15 protein-coding genes and 4 tRNA genes are annotated in these 15,130 nt (G+C 65.0%); 10 read left to right on the top strand and 9 right to left on the bottom strand.

The window, feature by feature from the left end; all coding sequences use genetic code 11:
- The first annotated feature begins 92 nt into the window (after window positions 1-92).
- Window positions 93-509, top strand: coding sequence for a F0F1 ATP synthase subunit epsilon (locus MRY84_RS22405; RefSeq protein WP_142149068.1), 417 nt, complete (start codon window positions 93-95; stop codon window positions 507-509).
- A gap of 396 nt (window positions 510-905) precedes the next feature.
- Here the strand turns inward: MRY84_RS22405 and MRY84_RS22410 are convergent, their stop codons facing one another.
- The 5 genes from MRY84_RS22410 to MRY84_RS22430 form a co-directional block, all read right to left on the bottom strand.
- Complete coding sequence (locus tag MRY84_RS22410) at window positions 906-1,199, bottom strand: DUF4148 domain-containing protein (protein ID WP_291507881.1); 294 nt, start codon at window positions 1,197-1,199, stop codon at window positions 906-908.
- An 82-nt stretch (window positions 1,200-1,281) separates the two neighbouring features.
- The gene (locus tag MRY84_RS22415; RefSeq protein ID WP_291507882.1) at window positions 1,282-1,569 is read right to left on the bottom strand and encodes a DUF4148 domain-containing protein; all 288 of its coding nucleotides are present in this window, start codon (window positions 1,567-1,569) and stop codon (window positions 1,282-1,284) included.
- Window positions 1,570-1,970: 401 nt separating this feature from the next.
- The gene (locus MRY84_RS22420; RefSeq protein WP_291507883.1) at window positions 1,971-2,516 is read right to left on the bottom strand and encodes a TPM domain-containing protein; all 546 of its coding nucleotides are present in this window, start codon (window positions 2,514-2,516) and stop codon (window positions 1,971-1,973) included.
- A 2-nt stretch (window positions 2,517-2,518) separates the two neighbouring features.
- A complete protein-coding gene (locus MRY84_RS22425) occupies window positions 2,519-3,454 on the bottom strand; it encodes a TPM domain-containing protein (protein WP_291507884.1) in 936 nt (311 codons plus the stop codon).
- Window positions 3,455-3,488: 34 nt separating this feature from the next.
- Window positions 3,489-4,088: a LemA family protein gene (locus MRY84_RS22430; RefSeq protein WP_291507893.1), complete on the bottom strand. Its 600-nt coding sequence runs from the start codon at window positions 4,086-4,088 to the stop codon at window positions 3,489-3,491.
- Between the two features lie 233 nt (window positions 4,089-4,321).
- On the opposite strand from MRY84_RS22430, the gene MRY84_RS22435 reads away from it, so the two are divergent.
- The 3 genes from MRY84_RS22435 (at window position 4,322) to MRY84_RS22445 (ending at window position 6,435) form a co-directional block, all read left to right on the top strand.
- Window positions 4,322-4,771 carry a nuclear transport factor 2 family protein gene (locus MRY84_RS22435; protein WP_291507885.1) on the top strand — a complete coding sequence of 150 codons (450 nt, stop codon included), beginning with the start codon at window positions 4,322-4,324 and terminating at the stop codon, window positions 4,769-4,771.
- A gap of 70 nt (window positions 4,772-4,841) precedes the next feature.
- Window positions 4,842-5,864 carry an alpha/beta fold hydrolase gene (locus tag MRY84_RS22440; RefSeq protein ID WP_291507886.1) on the top strand — a complete coding sequence of 341 codons (1,023 nt, stop codon included), beginning with the start codon at window positions 4,842-4,844 and terminating at the stop codon, window positions 5,862-5,864.
- On the top strand, window positions 5,857-6,435 hold the full coding sequence (locus tag MRY84_RS22445) for a DUF2946 family protein (protein ID WP_291507887.1): 579 nt from the start codon (window positions 5,857-5,859) through the stop codon (window positions 6,433-6,435). The genes MRY84_RS22440 and MRY84_RS22445 overlap by 8 nt, the downstream gene beginning before the upstream one ends.
- A gap of 77 nt (window positions 6,436-6,512) precedes the next feature.
- Here the strand turns inward: MRY84_RS22445 and MRY84_RS22450 are convergent, their stop codons facing one another.
- The 4 genes from MRY84_RS22450 to MRY84_RS22465 form a co-directional block, all read right to left on the bottom strand.
- On the bottom strand, window positions 6,513-7,373 hold the full coding sequence (locus tag MRY84_RS22450) for a c-type cytochrome (RefSeq protein WP_291507888.1): 861 nt from the start codon (window positions 7,371-7,373) through the stop codon (window positions 6,513-6,515).
- A gap of 162 nt (window positions 7,374-7,535) precedes the next feature.
- The gene (locus tag MRY84_RS22455) at window positions 7,536-8,996 is read right to left on the bottom strand and encodes an efflux transporter outer membrane subunit (RefSeq protein ID WP_291507889.1); all 1,461 of its coding nucleotides are present in this window, start codon (window positions 8,994-8,996) and stop codon (window positions 7,536-7,538) included.
- Window positions 8,989-12,144 (bottom strand): efflux RND transporter permease subunit, encoded by a 3,156-nt coding sequence (locus tag MRY84_RS22460; RefSeq protein WP_291507890.1) that lies wholly within the window; start codon window positions 12,142-12,144, stop codon window positions 8,989-8,991. Before MRY84_RS22460 ends, MRY84_RS22455 begins: the two co-directional genes overlap by 8 nt.
- 13 nt (window positions 12,145-12,157) lie before the next feature.
- Window positions 12,158-13,453: an efflux RND transporter periplasmic adaptor subunit gene (locus MRY84_RS22465; protein WP_291507891.1), complete on the bottom strand. Its 1,296-nt coding sequence runs from the start codon at window positions 13,451-13,453 to the stop codon at window positions 12,158-12,160.
- 196 nt (window positions 13,454-13,649) lie between these two features.
- Between MRY84_RS22465 and MRY84_RS22470 the strand changes: the two genes are divergently transcribed.
- The 6 genes from MRY84_RS22470 to MRY84_RS22495 all read left to right on the top strand — a co-directional run.
- Window positions 13,650-14,294 carry a TetR family transcriptional regulator gene (locus MRY84_RS22470; RefSeq protein ID WP_291507892.1) on the top strand — a complete coding sequence of 215 codons (645 nt, stop codon included), beginning with the start codon at window positions 13,650-13,652 and terminating at the stop codon, window positions 14,292-14,294.
- Window positions 14,295-14,399: 105 nt separating this feature from the next.
- Window positions 14,400-14,475 (top strand) — tRNA-Arg (locus MRY84_RS22475).
- Window positions 14,476-14,556: 81 nt separating this feature from the next.
- Window positions 14,557-14,642: transfer RNA gene (locus MRY84_RS22480), tRNA-Tyr, on the top strand.
- A 74-nt stretch (window positions 14,643-14,716) separates the two neighbouring features.
- Window positions 14,717-14,790 (top strand) — tRNA-Gly (locus MRY84_RS22485).
- Between the two features lie 61 nt (window positions 14,791-14,851).
- Window positions 14,852-14,926 (top strand) — tRNA-Thr (locus tag MRY84_RS22490).
- A 74-nt stretch (window positions 14,927-15,000) separates the two neighbouring features.
- A partial coding sequence (locus tag MRY84_RS22495) for a GTP-binding protein (protein WP_291507894.1) occupies window positions 15,001-15,130 on the top strand: 130 nt, incomplete at its 3' end.

The raw sequence follows: 15,130 nt of genomic DNA on the forward strand, positions 1-15,130 counted from the left end.
AGGTGGCCTGATTGCCCGGTGGCTGAGCGGCCCGCGCCGCCCAGCCGTCCCCTGCAGTCAAGCAACCCATCCCCCTTTTCCGAGGAGCAATGATGAACACCATCCACGTTGATGTGGTCAGTGCCGAAGAGTCCATCTTCTCCGGTGAAGCGCGTTTCGTGGCGCTTCCAGGCGAAGCGGGCGAATTGGGCATCTACCCCCGCCACACCCCGCTGATCACCCGTATCAAGCCGGGCTCGGTGCGCATCGAAATGGCCGATGGCGGCGAAGAGTTTGTCTTCGTGGCCGGTGGCATTCTGGAAGTGCAGCCCAACTGCGTCACCGTCCTGTCGGATACCGCCATCCGCGGCAAGGATCTGGACGACGAGAAGGCCAATGCGGCCAAGGCAGCGGCCGAGGAAGCCCTCAAGAACGCCAAGAGCGACATCGATCTGGCCAAGGCCCAGTCCGAACTGGCGGTCATGGCGGCGCAGATTGCTGCGCTTCGCAAGTTCCGCCAGAAGAAGTGATTCCGATACTTCGGTATCTGCATCTATCCAAAAAACCCGGCTTGGCCGGGTTTTTTTATGCCCGTGAGCGCAGGGAGCACAGCGCGGTGACATCCCTTGCGATGCGGCCCAATGAACGACGCAAGGAGGGGGTACGCACAAAAGGCTGCAAGGATGGCGCAGTGAATCCGGCGGAACCGCGTCTCCAACGACCATGCTGGCGCGCAGCCCCTTGCCACGCGAAGCTTGAACAGCGAGGTTCAGGTGGGCAGCCCTCATGGCCGCCCCGCTCTTACCGTGATGGGGGAGTGTTAGGCGGCGTCATGGCCAAAACAAAGGCCGGCGCCCCGTGATAGGGCGCCGGCCTGTGCCGTTGCTTGGCATGGCTGCCGCCATGCGGTGGCAACCAGTTTGCGATCACATCGCGCTGAACTCGCCCGAAGGGATTTGGCCAGCACGCAAAGCTTCGATGGTCTGCGCACGTACCGCTGCGCGGTCTGCGGTGGACTTGTAGGTCACGACGCGCGAGCCAGCCGGTTCGATGCTGCGGGCCTGTGCCACGGTGGCGGCTTCGCTCGCCACTTCAGCACGGGTGCGGGTCGTGTCGAACTTCAGTGCGAATTGCGAGCTGTCAGCCTCATCGGCTTGTGCGCCAAAAGAAGCGAAAGCGGCCAGAGCGGCGATGGAGAGGAAGCGTGCAGCCTTGTTCATGGTGTCACTCCGGTGGAGTTCAGAAATGGATAGGTACGGGGCCTACTGGTGAAAACGGTCGGTGGTCTGGCGTCGGCAAGGATCAGCCGCGTTCACCGGGAAGGATTTCGCCAGCGCGCAGAGCACGGGCAGCTTCGGCACGCACAGCGGCACGGTCGGCGGTGGACTTGTAGGTCACCACGCGGGAACCCAGGGGTTCGATGCTGCGGGTAGTGGCCACGGTGGCTGCTTCAGCCTGCACTTCAGCGCGGGTGCGGTTGGTTTCGAACTGGGTGGCAAATTGCGAACCATCGGCTTCGTCGGCGTGGGCGCCAAAAGAAGCGAAAGCGGCAACAGCGGCGATGGAGAGGAAACGGGCGGTGGTGTTCATGATGTCAATCCTTCGGGAAAAAAAGCGTCTCAGAAAAACCGGGCAAAGGCACCATCGCTTTTGACCGGGTTCGGTGAGTCGCCTTGCGGGTTCGGCTCATCGATGGGATGAACTGTACGCGCCCCGGAGTCGAAGAAAAACCATGCAGTCGCAAACTAACTGTTCCAGTATTGGAAACAATAATCGGGGAACTCGACCGGTGGGGCGGCTTGTCAGCGTCGGGAATCGGGCTAGATCAGCGAAAACCCTGCTGTCATTTTGGGACAATGGCGCGAAAGGAACTCCTCCTGAGGGAGGTGGTTCCCCCAAGTGCACAGTGCGGAGGGGCTGAGCTTCGTGAACGGCGCAAGGCCGTCCGAAGCTCGATGCGGGAGTGCCGCGGTCAGAGCGCTGGAGGCGCCTCAGTGAAGCACCGGCGCGTCAGGCAGCTCGTTGCCTGGGGCGGTGTCGGCGGTGCGCGGAAAGTGCCTGACCAGCCGGGAAGAGACGGCCTCGATGGCTTGCGCTACACCTTCTTCATAGTCGAAGCGGCGGAAATGGGTGGCCATGAGCGCAATCACGTCGCGCCATTCGTCCGGGGCCACGCGCCGGGCAAGGCCCCGGTCGGCCACGATCTCGATAGCGTGTTCGGGCATCAACAGGTAGATGAGCACGCCATTGTTGTGCTCGGTGTCCCACACCCGGTACTTGCTGAAGAGCATGATGGCGCGCTCGCGTGCGCTGGCCTGGCGGCGAAGGTAGCTCCAGGGCAGGGCGCTTTCGGCCACGATGCGGATCTGGCCCGTGTGCAGCTGCTCGCTGGCGGCCACCCGTGCGCCCAGGCGCAGCAGGGCGTCGTCTGGCAACGCGCGCCGCGTTCGTGATTCTTGCCAACGGTGGCGAGCCAGCCGCCAGAGTGCGGCCGGCAGGCCCCAAAGAGATCCCTTCGTTGCTGCGCTTGGGTCCATGGTCACCAGTCTCCGGAGGCGCCACCGCCGCCAAAATCTCCGCCGCCGCCGGAGCTGAATCCGCCGCCACCACTGCCGCTGCTGCCGCCGCCCCAGCCGCCGCCGGTTCCCCAGCCCCCCGACGCGCCGCCGCCCCGGCCGGCTCGGGAGTAGCCGCTGCGGGCGGTGGAGCCGCTGATGATCCAGGTGTAGAGCAGGGCGGCCAAACCGGCACCGCCCGCCACCAGCACACTGGAGGTGACCGCGAACGCGAGAAACCCCACCCCGCCGCCCATCAGAAGGCCGCCCAGGCCGGCGCCAAAAATGCCTCGCACCACGGGCCCGGCCACAATCACGCCGAAGAAGAGGAAGACGGCGAGATCCGTCCAATCGAAACCTTCCTGGCTGTCGGAGCCGGCGTTCTGGGAGGTGCTGGTGGAGTCCGGAGCGGGCAATGCCTCACCGGCAATCCGCGCCGAGAGTTGCGTGACGGCCGCGCTCAGTCCCCCTGCAAAGTCGCCTTGCCGGAAGCGCGGCTTCATGGTCTCGTCGATGATGCGCGCCGCCGCGATGTCGGGCACGGCGCCTTCCAGTGCCTTGGCCACCTCAATGCGCATCTTGCGGTCGTTCTTGGCGACGATCACGAGCACCCCGTCTCCCACGTCGCGCCGGCCGATCTTCCAGGCGTTGCCGACGCGGTTGGCGAAGGCGGCAATGTCCTCGGGAGCGGTCGTGGGCACCATCAGCACCACGACCTGAGCGCCTCGCGTGCGTTCCAGGGATTGGAGTTGTGCTTCAAGTGCCGCCTTGTCGGGCGCGGAAAGGGTGCCGGTCTGGTCGATGACGAGGCCGGTGAGCGGGGGGATCGGCAGCACACCGCCGTCGGCACGCGCCCACGGCAAGGCAAATGCTATCAATAAAATAGCTGCCAGCGCTTGATGGATCAGCGCAAGAGGCATGTTTTCCTTTGACGTGGGAGCGGCCGCCAGGCGGTCAAGGACGGGGCTTGGAGGCAGAGAAATCCACCGTGGGCGGCGTGGAGATCTGGGCCTCATTCGCCACGGTGAAGCTGGGCTTGGGGGCGTAGCTGAACGCCATGGCGGTCAGGTTGGTGGGGAAGCTGCGCGCGAGCACGTTGTACTCCTGCACGGTCTGGATGTAGCGGTTGCGCGCGACGGTGATGCGGTTCTCCGTGCCCTCCAGCGTCACGCGCAGGTCGCGGAAACCCTGGTTGGCCTGCAGCGTGGGGTAGCGTTCGGAAACCGCCATCAGCCGCGACAGCGCGCCCGACAGCTCGCCCTGCGCCTGCTGGAACTTGTTGAATGCCTCGGGGTTGTTCAGCGTCTCGGGCGTGACCTGGATCGCCGTGGCCTTGGCCCGCGCCTCGACTACGCGGGTAAGCGTTTCCTGCTCAAAGTCTGCCTCGCCCTTCACGGTGGCGACGATGTTGGGCACCAGGTCCGCCCGGCGCTGGTACTGGTTGAGAACCTCGCTCCACGCGGCCTTGGACTGCTCGTCCAGCCGTTGGAAGTCGTTGTAGCCGCAGCCGGTCAGTGTGAGCGCGACGGCCAGGAGAGCAAGAATTCGTCGGATCATGATGGGTACGCCAGGTGGATTGCAAAACAGAAGGGACCCGCCCCGGAGTGCGGCGGGCCTTGGTGCGCCAGATTCTGCAACAAGTGGCGCACCCGGCCTCACTTTCCGCACGCGCGGCACGACTTTGGGGATGGCCTCACAATCGCCGCACAATAGCGGGCGTCGCCATGCGGGCCGCATGGCCGGCATGCCGCCTCTTTTGAATCCCGACATTCCATCCCTCGCCCACCATGCCCCGTTCAAGCTCCAGCGCCGCCAACCTCGGCGGGTCCTCGGACGAAACCGAGGCCGCGTTCTACGACGCCTTGCAGCGCGGCGACATCGAACTGCTGATGGCTTGCTGGGCGGAGGACGACGACATCGTCTGTGTGCATCCCGGCGGTCCCCGGCTGCTGGGCGCCGGGGCCATCCGCGCCGCGTTCGAGGCCATGTTTTCGCACGGCACCGTGCGTGCACGGCCCATGCAGGTCCATCGCGTGGTGGCGCTCACCAGCGCCGTGCACAGTGTGGTGGAGCAAGTGGAGGTGATGCTGCCCGATGGGTTGCACCAGGCCGTGGTGCTGGCCACCAACGTTTACCACAAGACCCCGGAGGGCTGGCGCCTGGTGGCACACCACGCGAGCCCCGGCGGCGCCCCCGATGCGTCGACGGCCCCTGCGCAGCGGCCTGTGCTGCACTGATGACTGGCCAGGGATTTCTTGTTGGGGCATATTTTTGCCTCTGGCGCTTGATAGGCAAGCGCAAACAGCTATGAAATATGTAGCGCCACGGTGGTTGCCCGGGGGGCAGCTCCAGACGATCTGGCCAGCTCTGGCTTCCCGCCGCGTGTTCGGCCCTCGGCCCCGGTACCGCCGGGAGCGTTGGGACACACCCGACGGCGATTTTGTGGATGTGGATTTTCTGGAAGACGACGCACCCCTGCCGCCCGCAGCGCAACGGCCGCTGCTGGTGGTCTTCCATGGGCTGGAGGGTTCATCGCGCAGCCATTACTGCGAGGCGTTTGCCGATTGGGCGCGCGAGCAAGGCTGGGCCTGCGCCTTGCCCCATTTCCGTGGCTGCAGCGGCGAGATCAACCGTGCGCCCCGCGCCTACCATTCGGGCGACCACGCGGAGATCGGTTGGATGCTGCAACGCCTGCGCGCGTCGCATCCGGGGCCGTTGGTGGCGGCGGGTGTTTCGCTGGGTGGAAACGCCCTCCTGCGCTGGGCGGGCGAAGTGGGCGAGCTGGCCGCACGCGACGCGGATGCCGTGGCCGCCGTGTGCTCGCCCATTGACCTCGCCGCCGGCGGGCATGCCATTGGGCGTGGCTTCAACCGGCAGATCTATACCCGCATGTTCATGCGCACCCTGGTGCCCAAGGCGCTTGGCAAGCTGGCGCAGCACCCGGGGCTGTTTGACCGCCACGCCCTGCTGGCCGCGCGGGACCTGTATGCGTTCGACAACGTGTTCACAGCGCCGCTGCACGGGTTTCGCGACACCGAGGATTACTGGCAGAGGGCTTCTGCCAAGCCGGTGCTGCACCGCATCCGCATCCCGGCGCTGGTCGTCAATGCGCGCAACGATCCGTTCGTGCCGGCCGCCAGCCTCCCCCGGTCCCACGAAGTCGGCAACCGATACGTCACCCTGTGGCAACCCGCCCACGGAGGGCATGTCGGCTTTGCCCATGGCCGGCCCCCGGGCCATGTGCGCGCCATGCCCGACGCCGTGGGAGGGTGGCTGGCGGAGCAGGTGGGGGCAATCGCCGCTGCAGGCGCACAATCGCCGCATGGATGACATCGTCAAGCAGGCCATCGCCAAGTGGCCCAATGTGCCCGACTGCTACGGCTGGCTCGGCCTGGATGCGCGGGGCCATTGGTACCTGCGTGACGACGAGGTGCAGCGCGCCGGGCCCTTCCCGCACAGCAAGGGTTCGCTGCTGCAGCACGAAAAGCTGATCGGTTTCATCGCTCGCAACTACGAGGCCGACGCCCAGGGGCGGTGGTTCTTTCAGAACGGGCCGCAGCGGGTGTATGTGGAACTGGAAGCCACACCTTGGGTCTGGCGCCTTCAGGCGGATGGGTCCGCCGTCTCGCACACCGGGCGCAGTGTGGCGGTGCAGGAATGCCTGGTGGACGCCGAAGGTCGCGTCTACCTCACGTCGGCGCTCGGAATCGGCCTGCTGCACACATTGGATGTCCCCTTGGCCGCCGAAGCGTTGGAAGCAGGGCGTTGGATGCCCCGTGAAGTGGTCGCCGCCGAGTTGCCGCAGCGCTACGGCTTCGTTGTGAGCCCCCATCAGCGGGCGCAGGACGAGGGGCGGTCAGCAGCACGAAACGGCGACCTGTCTGCCGGCCACCGCCCATAAAAAAACCGGCCCACAGGCCGGCTTTTGGCGGAGCAGTACCAGGCGGAGCGATGCCGCGGGTCCCGCGAGATTGGAGCTTACTTGGCAGCGGCGGTCATGAATTCGACCGCAGCGCGCAGATCCGCATCCGATGCCTGGGCTGCGCCGCCCCGGGGAGGCATGGCGCCCTTGCCCTTGGCCACGCTGTTGAAAAGCGCATCCATGCCCGCTGGCAGGCGTGCGGACCACGCTGCCTTGTCGCCAAACTTGGGGGCTCCTGCCACGCCTGCAGCATGGCACACTTGGCACGCTTGCTTGTACAGGGCCTCGCCGGCGCCGGCAGCGGCCACTGCGGGTGCTGCGGCAGCGGTGGGCGCCGCAGGTGCTGCTTCGGCCGCCGGGGCAGGAGCAGCCGCAGGCGCTGGTGCCGCGGCCGGGGCGGCGGCGGCTGCGCTGGCTGCAGCGGGTGCCGCAGGTTCTGCAAACTTGGCGCCTGCTGCATTGGCCATGTGGGCCACTGCACGCGCAATCTCGGTGTCGTTGAAATCGCCGCCGCCCTGGGGAGCCATGGCCCCCTTGCCCTTCAGCGCCGACTGCACCAGCGCTTCAAAGCCAGTGGCAATGCGGGCAGACCAGGCACCTGCGTCCCCAAACTTGGGAGCCCCCGCAGCGCCCGTGGCGTGGCAGGCGGCGCACTGGCCCTTGTAGACCTCTTCACCGGCGCGCAGCGGCCGGTTGGCATCGCGGATCTCGACCATGCCCACCTTCTGGATGCGCTCGGCCACGGCTTTCTCCGGGTTGCTGGCACCGGCAGCGGGCTTGTCGGCAGAGGTGACGTACAGGACCAAGCCAATGATGGCAAAGACCGGAATCACAAACGAGAAAAGTACCGCGATCAACAACTGCTTGGGGGTTTTGATCGGGCCGGTATGGGCTTCTTCGTGGTGGTTGGCGCTCATGACGTCCTCAGGTTTATCGGGGGCATGGATGTGAAATCAACCTTAAATTATATCTGCGGGGTCTTTGCCGCCCGGGGACTTGATGCTCCAGCGAAGAACCTGCCGGATTGCAAGCGCACCGGGTGCCCCTGGGCTCACGCCAGGGACACGCGCCGGGTCCGATCAGGAGGCGCGCCCGGTCGCTGCCTCGCCACCCCCTTCACCCAGGGCCTTGTAAAGCGCCACCTGGTTTTGCAGCTGGGCCAGTTTCACTTGCACCAAGGCTTGCTGGGCCGCGAACAGCGAGCGCTGGGCATCCAGCAGGTCCAGGTAGCTGGAGACACCGTTGCGGTAGCGCAGGTCCGCCAGCTGCAGGCGTGCCGCCTCGGCCTGCGCTTGCATCTGTTGCGCCTGGGCCTGATCCTGCAGTGTGGCCTGGCCGGCCAAGGCGTCCGAAACCTCGCGGAAAGCCGTCTGGATGGCTTTTTCGTACTGGGCAATGGCAACGCCTCGGCTGGCTTGCGCGCCCTCCAGGTTGGCTTGGTTGCGGCCCGCGTCAAAGATGGGTAGCAGCAGCGACGGCGCGAGCGTGAAGCCCCAGGAGCCGTTCTTGAACAGGCCCGACAGCTCGCCGCTGGCGGTGCCTGCTTGCGCCGTGAGTGAGATGCGGGGAAAAAACGCCGCACGGGCCGCGCCGATATTGGCGTTGGCCGCGATCAGCTGCTGCTCTGCCTGGCGGATGTCCGGGCGGCGGGTGAGCAGTTCGGAAGGCAGGCCTGCGGGCAGGGGGGTCATGACCGGCGCCTGCGCCAGCCGGCTGCCGGCGAGCGTGCCGCGGATGTCTTCGGGAAGCGACTGCCCAAGCAGCAGCGCCAGCGCGTTCTCGTCCAGCGCTCGCTGGCGCTGCTGCTGGGCCAGTGTGGCCCGCGCGCCCTGCGTCAGCGATTCGGCCTGACGGAAGTCGAGCTCGGAGGCCACGCCAGCGTCCAGCCGCATTCGCGTCAGGCGCACGGATTCCTCGCGCGAGGCCAGTGTCTGACGGGAAAGCTCCAGCAGTTCCTCATCGGCCAGCAGGTTCAGCCACCCGTTGGCCACGGCGGCCACCAGGCTGACCTGCGCGGCATTGCGGCCTTCCTCGGTGGCGAGGTACTGGGCCAGGGCCTGTTCCTTGAGGCTGGCGATGCGCCCAAAGAAGTCGATCTCCCACGCGGAGATGGCCAGCCCGACGCTGAACGAATTGGTCAGATCGCCGGTGCTGGCTGCCGGCGCGCGGCTGGCGTTGGCCGCCAGGCCCACCCCCGGATACAGGTCGGCGCGGCGGACCTGGAACGTGGCGCGCGCCTGCTCAATGTTGAGCACGGCGATGCGCAGGTCGCGGTTGTTGGCCAGCGCGGTCTCGATGAGCCGGCGCAGCCGGGGCTCGGCAAAGTAGTCGTGCCAGGGCAGCGGAGCCGCCGTAGCCGCAGCAGAGAGGCTGGCCGCATTCGTCCCCTCTGCCCCGGTCACCCCATTGGCGGCGCTCGTCGCATAAACCGCGGGCACGGGCGCGGCAGGGCGTTCGTACGCGGGAATGAACGAACAGCCGCCCACCAGAAGGGCCGTGGCTAACAGCGAGGCAGTCGCAGTGCGCGGGTACTTAGTCATGGGTTCCAACTCCTGCTTCCTCCGCATGGCGGCGGTTCATTTCCTGCTGGCGCGCGCTGCCTTTGAACAGGCTGCGGACCACCACGAAGAACACGGGCACGAAAAACACGGCCAATGCGGTTCCGGTGATCATTCCGCCCAGCACGCCGGTGCCAATGGCGCGCTGGCTGGCCGAGCCCGCTCCCGACGCGATGGCCAGAGGCAGAACGCCCAGGCCGAACGCCATCGAGGTCATCACGATGGGGCGGAACCGCAAGTGCGCCGCCGCCAGTGCGGACTCGATCACGCTCTTGCCCTGAGCCTGCAGGTCCTTGGCAAATTCGATGATCAGGATGGCGTTCTTGGCCGACAGGCCGATGATGGTGATCAGGCCCACCTGGAAATACACATCGTTGGCATAGCCGCGCAGCAGGGTCGCCAGCAGCACGCCCAGCACACCCAGCGGTACCACCAGAATCACGGCCAGCGGAATCGACCAGCTTTCATACAGCGCGGCCAGGCACAGGAACACGGCCAGGATCGCGAAGCTGTAGAGAATCAGCGACTGGGCTCCAGCCAATTTCTCTTCACGCGACTGGCCTGTCCATTCAAAACCAAAACCGGCGGGCAACTGGCCAGCGAGCTTTTCCATCTCGGCCATGGCGGCGCCCGTACTGAACCCAGGCGCTGGGGCGCCGGAAATCCGCATGGCGGGGTAGCCGTTGTACCGCACGGTCTGCTGTGCGCCGTTCACCCAACGGGTGGTGGCAAACGCCGACAACGGCACGGGCTTGCCTTGGCTGTTGGCGGCGTTGATCTTGAGCAGATCGTCCGGTTGCATGCGTGCAGGCGCGTCGGCCTGCACGACCACGCGCTGCAGACGCCCCTGGTTCGGGAAGTCGTTCACATAGCTCGAACCCAGTGCCGTGGACAGCGCGGAGTTGATGGCTTCAAACGGCACGCCCAGCGCATTGGCCTTGTCGCGGTCGATGTCGATCTGCAGCTGGGGTGCGTCTTCCAGTCCATCCGGGCGTACCTGGGTCAGCACTTTGCTTTGCGCAGCCATGCCCAGCAGTTGGTTGCGCGCCTTCACCAGCGCCTCGTGTCCGGCGCCGCCCCGGTCCTGCAGGCGGAACGTGAAGCCGCTGGCATTGCCCAGCTCAGGAATGGGGGGCGGGCTCAGCGGGAAGATGAAGGCGTCTCGGATGCCCATCAGGCCGCCGAAGGCGCGGTTGGCAACGTCCTGAGCCGACTGGCCGGGGCCGTGGCGCTCGCTCCAGTCTTTAAGTGTCACAAAGGCGAGCGCGGCGTTCTGTCCTTGGCCGGAGAAACTGAACCCCAGCACACCCACCATGCTCTGCACTTCGGGTTGCTTGAGGATGAAACTTTCCACCTGCTCCATCACGGCCAGGGTGCGTTCCTGTGTCGCGCCCGGTGGCAACTGCACGTTGACGATGATGTTGCCCTGGTCTTCGCTGGGCAGGAACGATGTGGGCAGGCGCATGTAAACCACCGCCACGGCGCCGATGATGGCGGCGTAGATGACGAGGTAGCGTGCTGCGCGCCGAAGCATGCGCGCAACCAAGCCTTCGTATCCCTTGGCCGTGCGAGAGAAGCTGCGGTTGAACCAGCCGAAAAAGCCGCGCTTTTCATGGTGGTGGCCGGCTTCCACGGGCTTGAGCAGCGTCGCGCACAGTGCCGGGGTGAGCGACAGCGCCATGAAGGCCGAAAAAGCGATGGATGCCACCATCACTGCCGAGAACTGGCGGTAGATGTTGCCGGTGGAGCCCGCAAAGAACGCCAGAGGCACGAACACCGAGATCAGCACCACCGTCACGCCGATGATGGCACCCGAGATCTGCCGCATGGCCTTACGCGTGGCCTCGAGCGGCGAGAGTCCTTCCTCGCTCATGATGCGCTCGACGTTCTCCACCACCACGATGGCGTCGTCCACCACGATGCCGATCACCAGCACCATGCCGAACATGGTCAGCACGTTGATCGAGAAACCCAGCGCAAGCAGTGTGGCGAACGTGCCCAGCAGCGCAATGGGCACCACGATGGTCGGAATGATGGTGTAGCGCCAGTTCTGCAGGAACAGGAACATCACCAGGAACACCAGCGCCACGGCTTCCAGCAGCGTCTTGGCCACCTGGGTGATGGAGATGTCCACGAAGCGGGAGCTGTCGTAGGGAATGCTCCAGCTCATGCCTTCGGGGAAGTAGCGCGAGAGTTCATCCATCTTGGCGCGCACGGCCTTGGCGGCTTCGAGGGCGTTGCCACTGGGGGACAGCTGGACGCCGATACCCACGGCGGGCTTGCCGTTCAGGCGTGCGGCGGTGGCATAGGCCTGGCCGCCCAGTTCCACACGCGCCACATCCTTGATACGGACCGTCGAGCCATCGGTGTTGGCGCGCAGGACGATGTTGCCGAATTGCTCCACGCTGGAGAGCTGTCCGTTGACCACCACCGTCGCAGCGATGCCTTGGCCTGCCACATTGGGCAGGTCGCCGATGGTGCCGCTGGCCACCTGCGCGTTCTGCGCGCGGATGGCGGCCGTGATCTCGGCCGCCGAGAGGTTGAAGCTCACCATCTTGGCCGGGTCGATCCAGATGCGCATGGCACGCTCGGTACCGAACAGCTGGGCCTGGCCAATGCCTTTCAGGCGCTGCAGTTCGGGCACCACGTTGCGCGATGCGTAGTCGCCCAGCGCCACCGTGTCCGTGGCCGGATTGGTGGACGAGAGCATGGTGAACAGCAGGAAGTTGGAGCGCGACTTGTCCACACGCACGCCTTGCTGCGTCACGGCCGAGGGCAGGCGTGGCGTGGCTCGCGAGAGCCGGTTCTGCACATCGACCTGGGCGAGGTCGGCATTGGTGCCCGGCTGGAAGCTCAGCGTGATGCTGCCGGAGCCGTCGGCCTGCGCGACGGATTCCATGTAGATCAGCCCGGGCGAGCCATTCATTTCGCGTTCGATCACCGACAGCACGCTGTCTTCCAGCGTTTGCGCCGAAGCGCCGGGATAGGCCGCGTTGATGACGATGGATGGCGGTGCAACGGGGGGGTATTGGGCGATGGGCAACTGCGTGATCGCCACGCCGCCCATCACCATGATGAACAGCGCGATTACCCATGCAAAGATGGGACGGTCAATGAAAAACTTGGCCATTTCGAGCTGCCTCTTATGCCTTGGGCGCGGAGGCGGCCGATGCTGGGGGCGCTGGGGTTGGTGCTGGCGCCGATGTCGCAGCACCGCTGGGGGCGGCACCAGGTGCCTGCCACGGGACCGGCTTCACGGGGGTACCCGGCGGGAGCATCTGCACCTTCTGGAAGCCGTCCACCATCACTTTCTCGCCTGCCTGCAACCCTTCCAGCACGACCCACCGGTTGTTCTGCGCGGCGCTGACCTTGATGGGGCGTTGCGATACCTTGCCGTCTTCACCCACCACGCTGACCGTGTCGCCTTGCTGGGTGCGCGTCACCGCTTGCTGGGGAAGCGTGATGGCATTGCTGGCCTGGGCCTGTTCAATGCGCACCCGAACGTACAGGCCCGGCAGCAACTCGCCCTTGGGATTGGGAACCTCCGCACGGAGCGTGACCTGGCCCGTGGTGGAGTCCACGGAAAGGTCGGTGAAGAGCAGCTTGCCGGGCTGCGCATATTCCGAACCGTCGCCCAGCACCAGTTTGACGCTGGCGGCTTCTGTGCTGCCAGCGCGCTTGAACTGACCGCTTTCCATGGCACGACGCAGCTGGAACACATCGGTGGCGGACTGCGTGAAGTTCACGTACACCGGGTCGATTTGCTGGACTACGGCCAGCGGAGTGGCTTCGCCTTGCCCCACCAAGGCTCCTTCGGTCACCAGAGCACGCCCGATGCGGCCGGCAATGGGCGAGGTCACGCTCGCATAGCCCAGGTTGATTTCGGCAGTGCGCACCGCCGCTTTGGCCGCGGCCACATCGGCCAGCGCCTGCTTCTCAGCGGCCTCGGCGTTCACGAAATCTTGCTTGCTGATGGCATTGGCGCCCACGAGCGGGCGGTAGCGCTCCACCTGCGCGCTGGCCTGAGCGAGGTTGGCTTGCGCCTTCGCGAGGCTGGCGCGGGCACTTTCGAACGCCGCAGTGTAGGGGGCAGCATCAATGCGGAACAAGGGCTGCCCAGCCTTGACGTCGGTACCTTCCTTGAAGAGGCGTTGCTGCAGGATGCCCGCGGCACGCGCCCGGACTTGGGCGACCCGCGAGGCCTCCACCCGCCCCGGCAGCTCGGTCATCAACCCCACGTCGCCCGGTGTTGCCGTCACGACCCCCACCTCTACCTGGGGGGCCGGTTGTGCGCCCGCTGCAGGTTGACCGTCGGTTTTGCCGCACCCGGCCAGTGCCAGGACGGAAGCGATGGCTACTGTCGCCAGCGTGGGCAGGTTGCCCCGCTGGGGGGCAGATTGAAAAGGTGAGGACTTGAACGCAACGCGCAGGTGGGGCATGAGGATCCTTTTGATGGGCGTCAAGGAGTTGGGTTGTAGGGGCAGGCTCATGGCCCTGCAGGTGCTGTATGCCAAAGCCCGACAAATTGGGTGTGCAATTATACATACAAACATGAATGTATAATTACTCCTCTTCCTCGCTAGCGCTTGGATTGTGTGGGGTAGGTCATAACTAAATCAAAGGAGGCGAAACACGATGGCGCGTCGGACCAAGGAGGATGCAATTGCTACCCGCAACGGGCTGTTGGATGCTGCGGAGCTTGTCTTTAGCGAGAAAGGGCTTTCGCGTGCCTCGCTGAGTGACATTGCCCAAGCCGCGGGTGCAACGCGCGGGGCCATCTATTGGCACTTCAAGGACAAGGTCGATCTGTTCAACGCCATGATGGAGCGCGTCACCCTGCCTTTGGAGCGTGGATTTGGTGAGTTCGCAGCCAGCACTTGCCCGGACCCGGTTCAGCGGTTGCGTGCAGTGATGGGCTTGGTATTGCGCAGTGTGGCTTCCGATGAGCGGACCCGCAGGGTGTTTGAGATTGCGCTCTATCGGGTGGAATACGTGGGAGAACTCGTGGGGGTGCGCGATCGCCACGTGGCGGCTTCGGAGGCCTTCACCCGGCAGTTGGCGGGCGATTTCGAGCTGGCAGCACAGTGTCAAAAAATTGTGTTGCCGTTGGGTGCTATGGAGGCTGCTATTGGGCTGCATGCCTTGTTCGATGGGTTGATTCGGAACTGGATTCTTGGCGGTGGCAAGTTCGATCTCGTCCGGGTGGGTGGGGCTGCAACGGATGCTTTCCTGATGGGACTGGGGCTGTCGTTGCCCCTTGGTGGGGGAGGGGCGGCCTAATGAGTCCTGGTCTTCGCGGGCGGCGAGAATTCGGCTGGATGCAGCCTGTGCGGCGCGGCGGTAGGAGTTGCGTGCGATAATGCAAGGCTGCGCCAGTTGAGATGTGCGGCTGTAGCTCAGTGGATAGAGTATTGGCCTCCGAAGCCAAGGGTCGTGGGTTCGATCCCCGCCAGCCGCACCAGCGAAGCTGTTCCTGTTAGTTCTAGTCTTCGGGAAATTCTTCGGGTCTGTAAAAATTTGGTGCTACAATTCGAAATTCTCCGGAGGGGTGCCCGAGTGGCTAAAGGGGGCAGACTGTAAATCTGTTGGCTTACGCCTACACTGGTTCGAATCCAGTCCCCTCCACCAGTGAGTGTTGTGATGGTGTGGTGAAGTTCGGTTCTGTGTAAAACAGGACTGGGCGCGCAAAGGCTGTTGCCGATGCGGGAGTAGTTCAATGGTAGAACCCTAGCCTTCCAAGCTAATGACGCGGGTTCGATTCCCGTCTCCCGCTCCATTGCTCGTCGTGCTGGTTGTTTGAGTTTGAAATTTTGGCGTTGCGTGAGTGGCGTCAAGTTGCCCATGTGGCTCAGTGGTAGAGCACTCCCTTGGTAAGGGAGAGGTCGCGGGTCCGATTCCCGCCATGGGCACCACTTTCAGGTGCGTCCGATTCTGGTTGCGCCGAGATCCTGTTGTATTGGTATTGATTTTTTTCGGAGTCGGAAAAATGGCAAAAGGAAAGTTCGAGCGCACCAAGCCTCACGTCAACGTGGGCACGATCGGCCACGTGGACCATGGCAAGACGACGCTGACGGCAGCCATCGCCACGGTGCTGTCCGCCAAGTTCGGCGGCGAAG

This window comes from Acidovorax sp. (assembly GCF_022763525.1).
Taxonomy (GTDB): Bacteria; Pseudomonadota; Gammaproteobacteria; order Burkholderiales; family Burkholderiaceae_C; genus Acidovorax.

What these genes read in the sequence shown, in the direction of transcription:
- MRY84_RS22405 (WP_142149068.1), top strand. Translation starts at nt 93, where the DNA reads ATGAACACCATCCACGTTGATGTGGTCAGTGCCGAAGAGTCCATCTTC.
- MRY84_RS22410 (WP_291507881.1), bottom strand. Translation starts at nt 1,199, where the DNA reads ATGAACAAGGCTGCACGCTTCCTCTCCATCGCCGCTCTGGCCGCTTTC.
- MRY84_RS22415 (WP_291507882.1), bottom strand. Translation starts at nt 1,569, where the DNA reads ATGAACACCACCGCCCGTTTCCTCTCCATCGCCGCTGTTGCCGCTTTC.
- MRY84_RS22420 (WP_291507883.1), bottom strand. Translation starts at nt 2,516, where the DNA reads ATGGACCCAAGCGCAGCAACGAAGGGATCTCTTTGGGGCCTGCCGGCC.
- MRY84_RS22425 (WP_291507884.1), bottom strand. Translation starts at nt 3,454, where the DNA reads ATGCCTCTTGCGCTGATCCATCAAGCGCTGGCAGCTATTTTATTGATA.
- MRY84_RS22435 (WP_291507885.1), top strand. Translation starts at nt 4,322, where the DNA reads ATGCCCCGTTCAAGCTCCAGCGCCGCCAACCTCGGCGGGTCCTCGGAC.
- MRY84_RS22440 (WP_291507886.1), top strand. Translation starts at nt 4,842, where the DNA reads ATGAAATATGTAGCGCCACGGTGGTTGCCCGGGGGGCAGCTCCAGACG.
- MRY84_RS22445 (WP_291507887.1), top strand. Translation starts at nt 5,857, where the DNA reads ATGGATGACATCGTCAAGCAGGCCATCGCCAAGTGGCCCAATGTGCCC.
- MRY84_RS22450 (WP_291507888.1), bottom strand. Translation starts at nt 7,373, where the DNA reads ATGAGCGCCAACCACCACGAAGAAGCCCATACCGGCCCGATCAAAACC.
- MRY84_RS22455 (WP_291507889.1), bottom strand. Translation starts at nt 8,996, where the DNA reads ATGACTAAGTACCCGCGCACTGCGACTGCCTCGCTGTTAGCCACGGCC.
- MRY84_RS22460 (WP_291507890.1), bottom strand. Translation starts at nt 12,144, where the DNA reads ATGGCCAAGTTTTTCATTGACCGTCCCATCTTTGCATGGGTAATCGCG.
- MRY84_RS22465 (WP_291507891.1), bottom strand. Translation starts at nt 13,453, where the DNA reads ATGCCCCACCTGCGCGTTGCGTTCAAGTCCTCACCTTTTCAATCTGCC.
- MRY84_RS22470 (WP_291507892.1), top strand. Translation starts at nt 13,650, where the DNA reads ATGGCGCGTCGGACCAAGGAGGATGCAATTGCTACCCGCAACGGGCTG.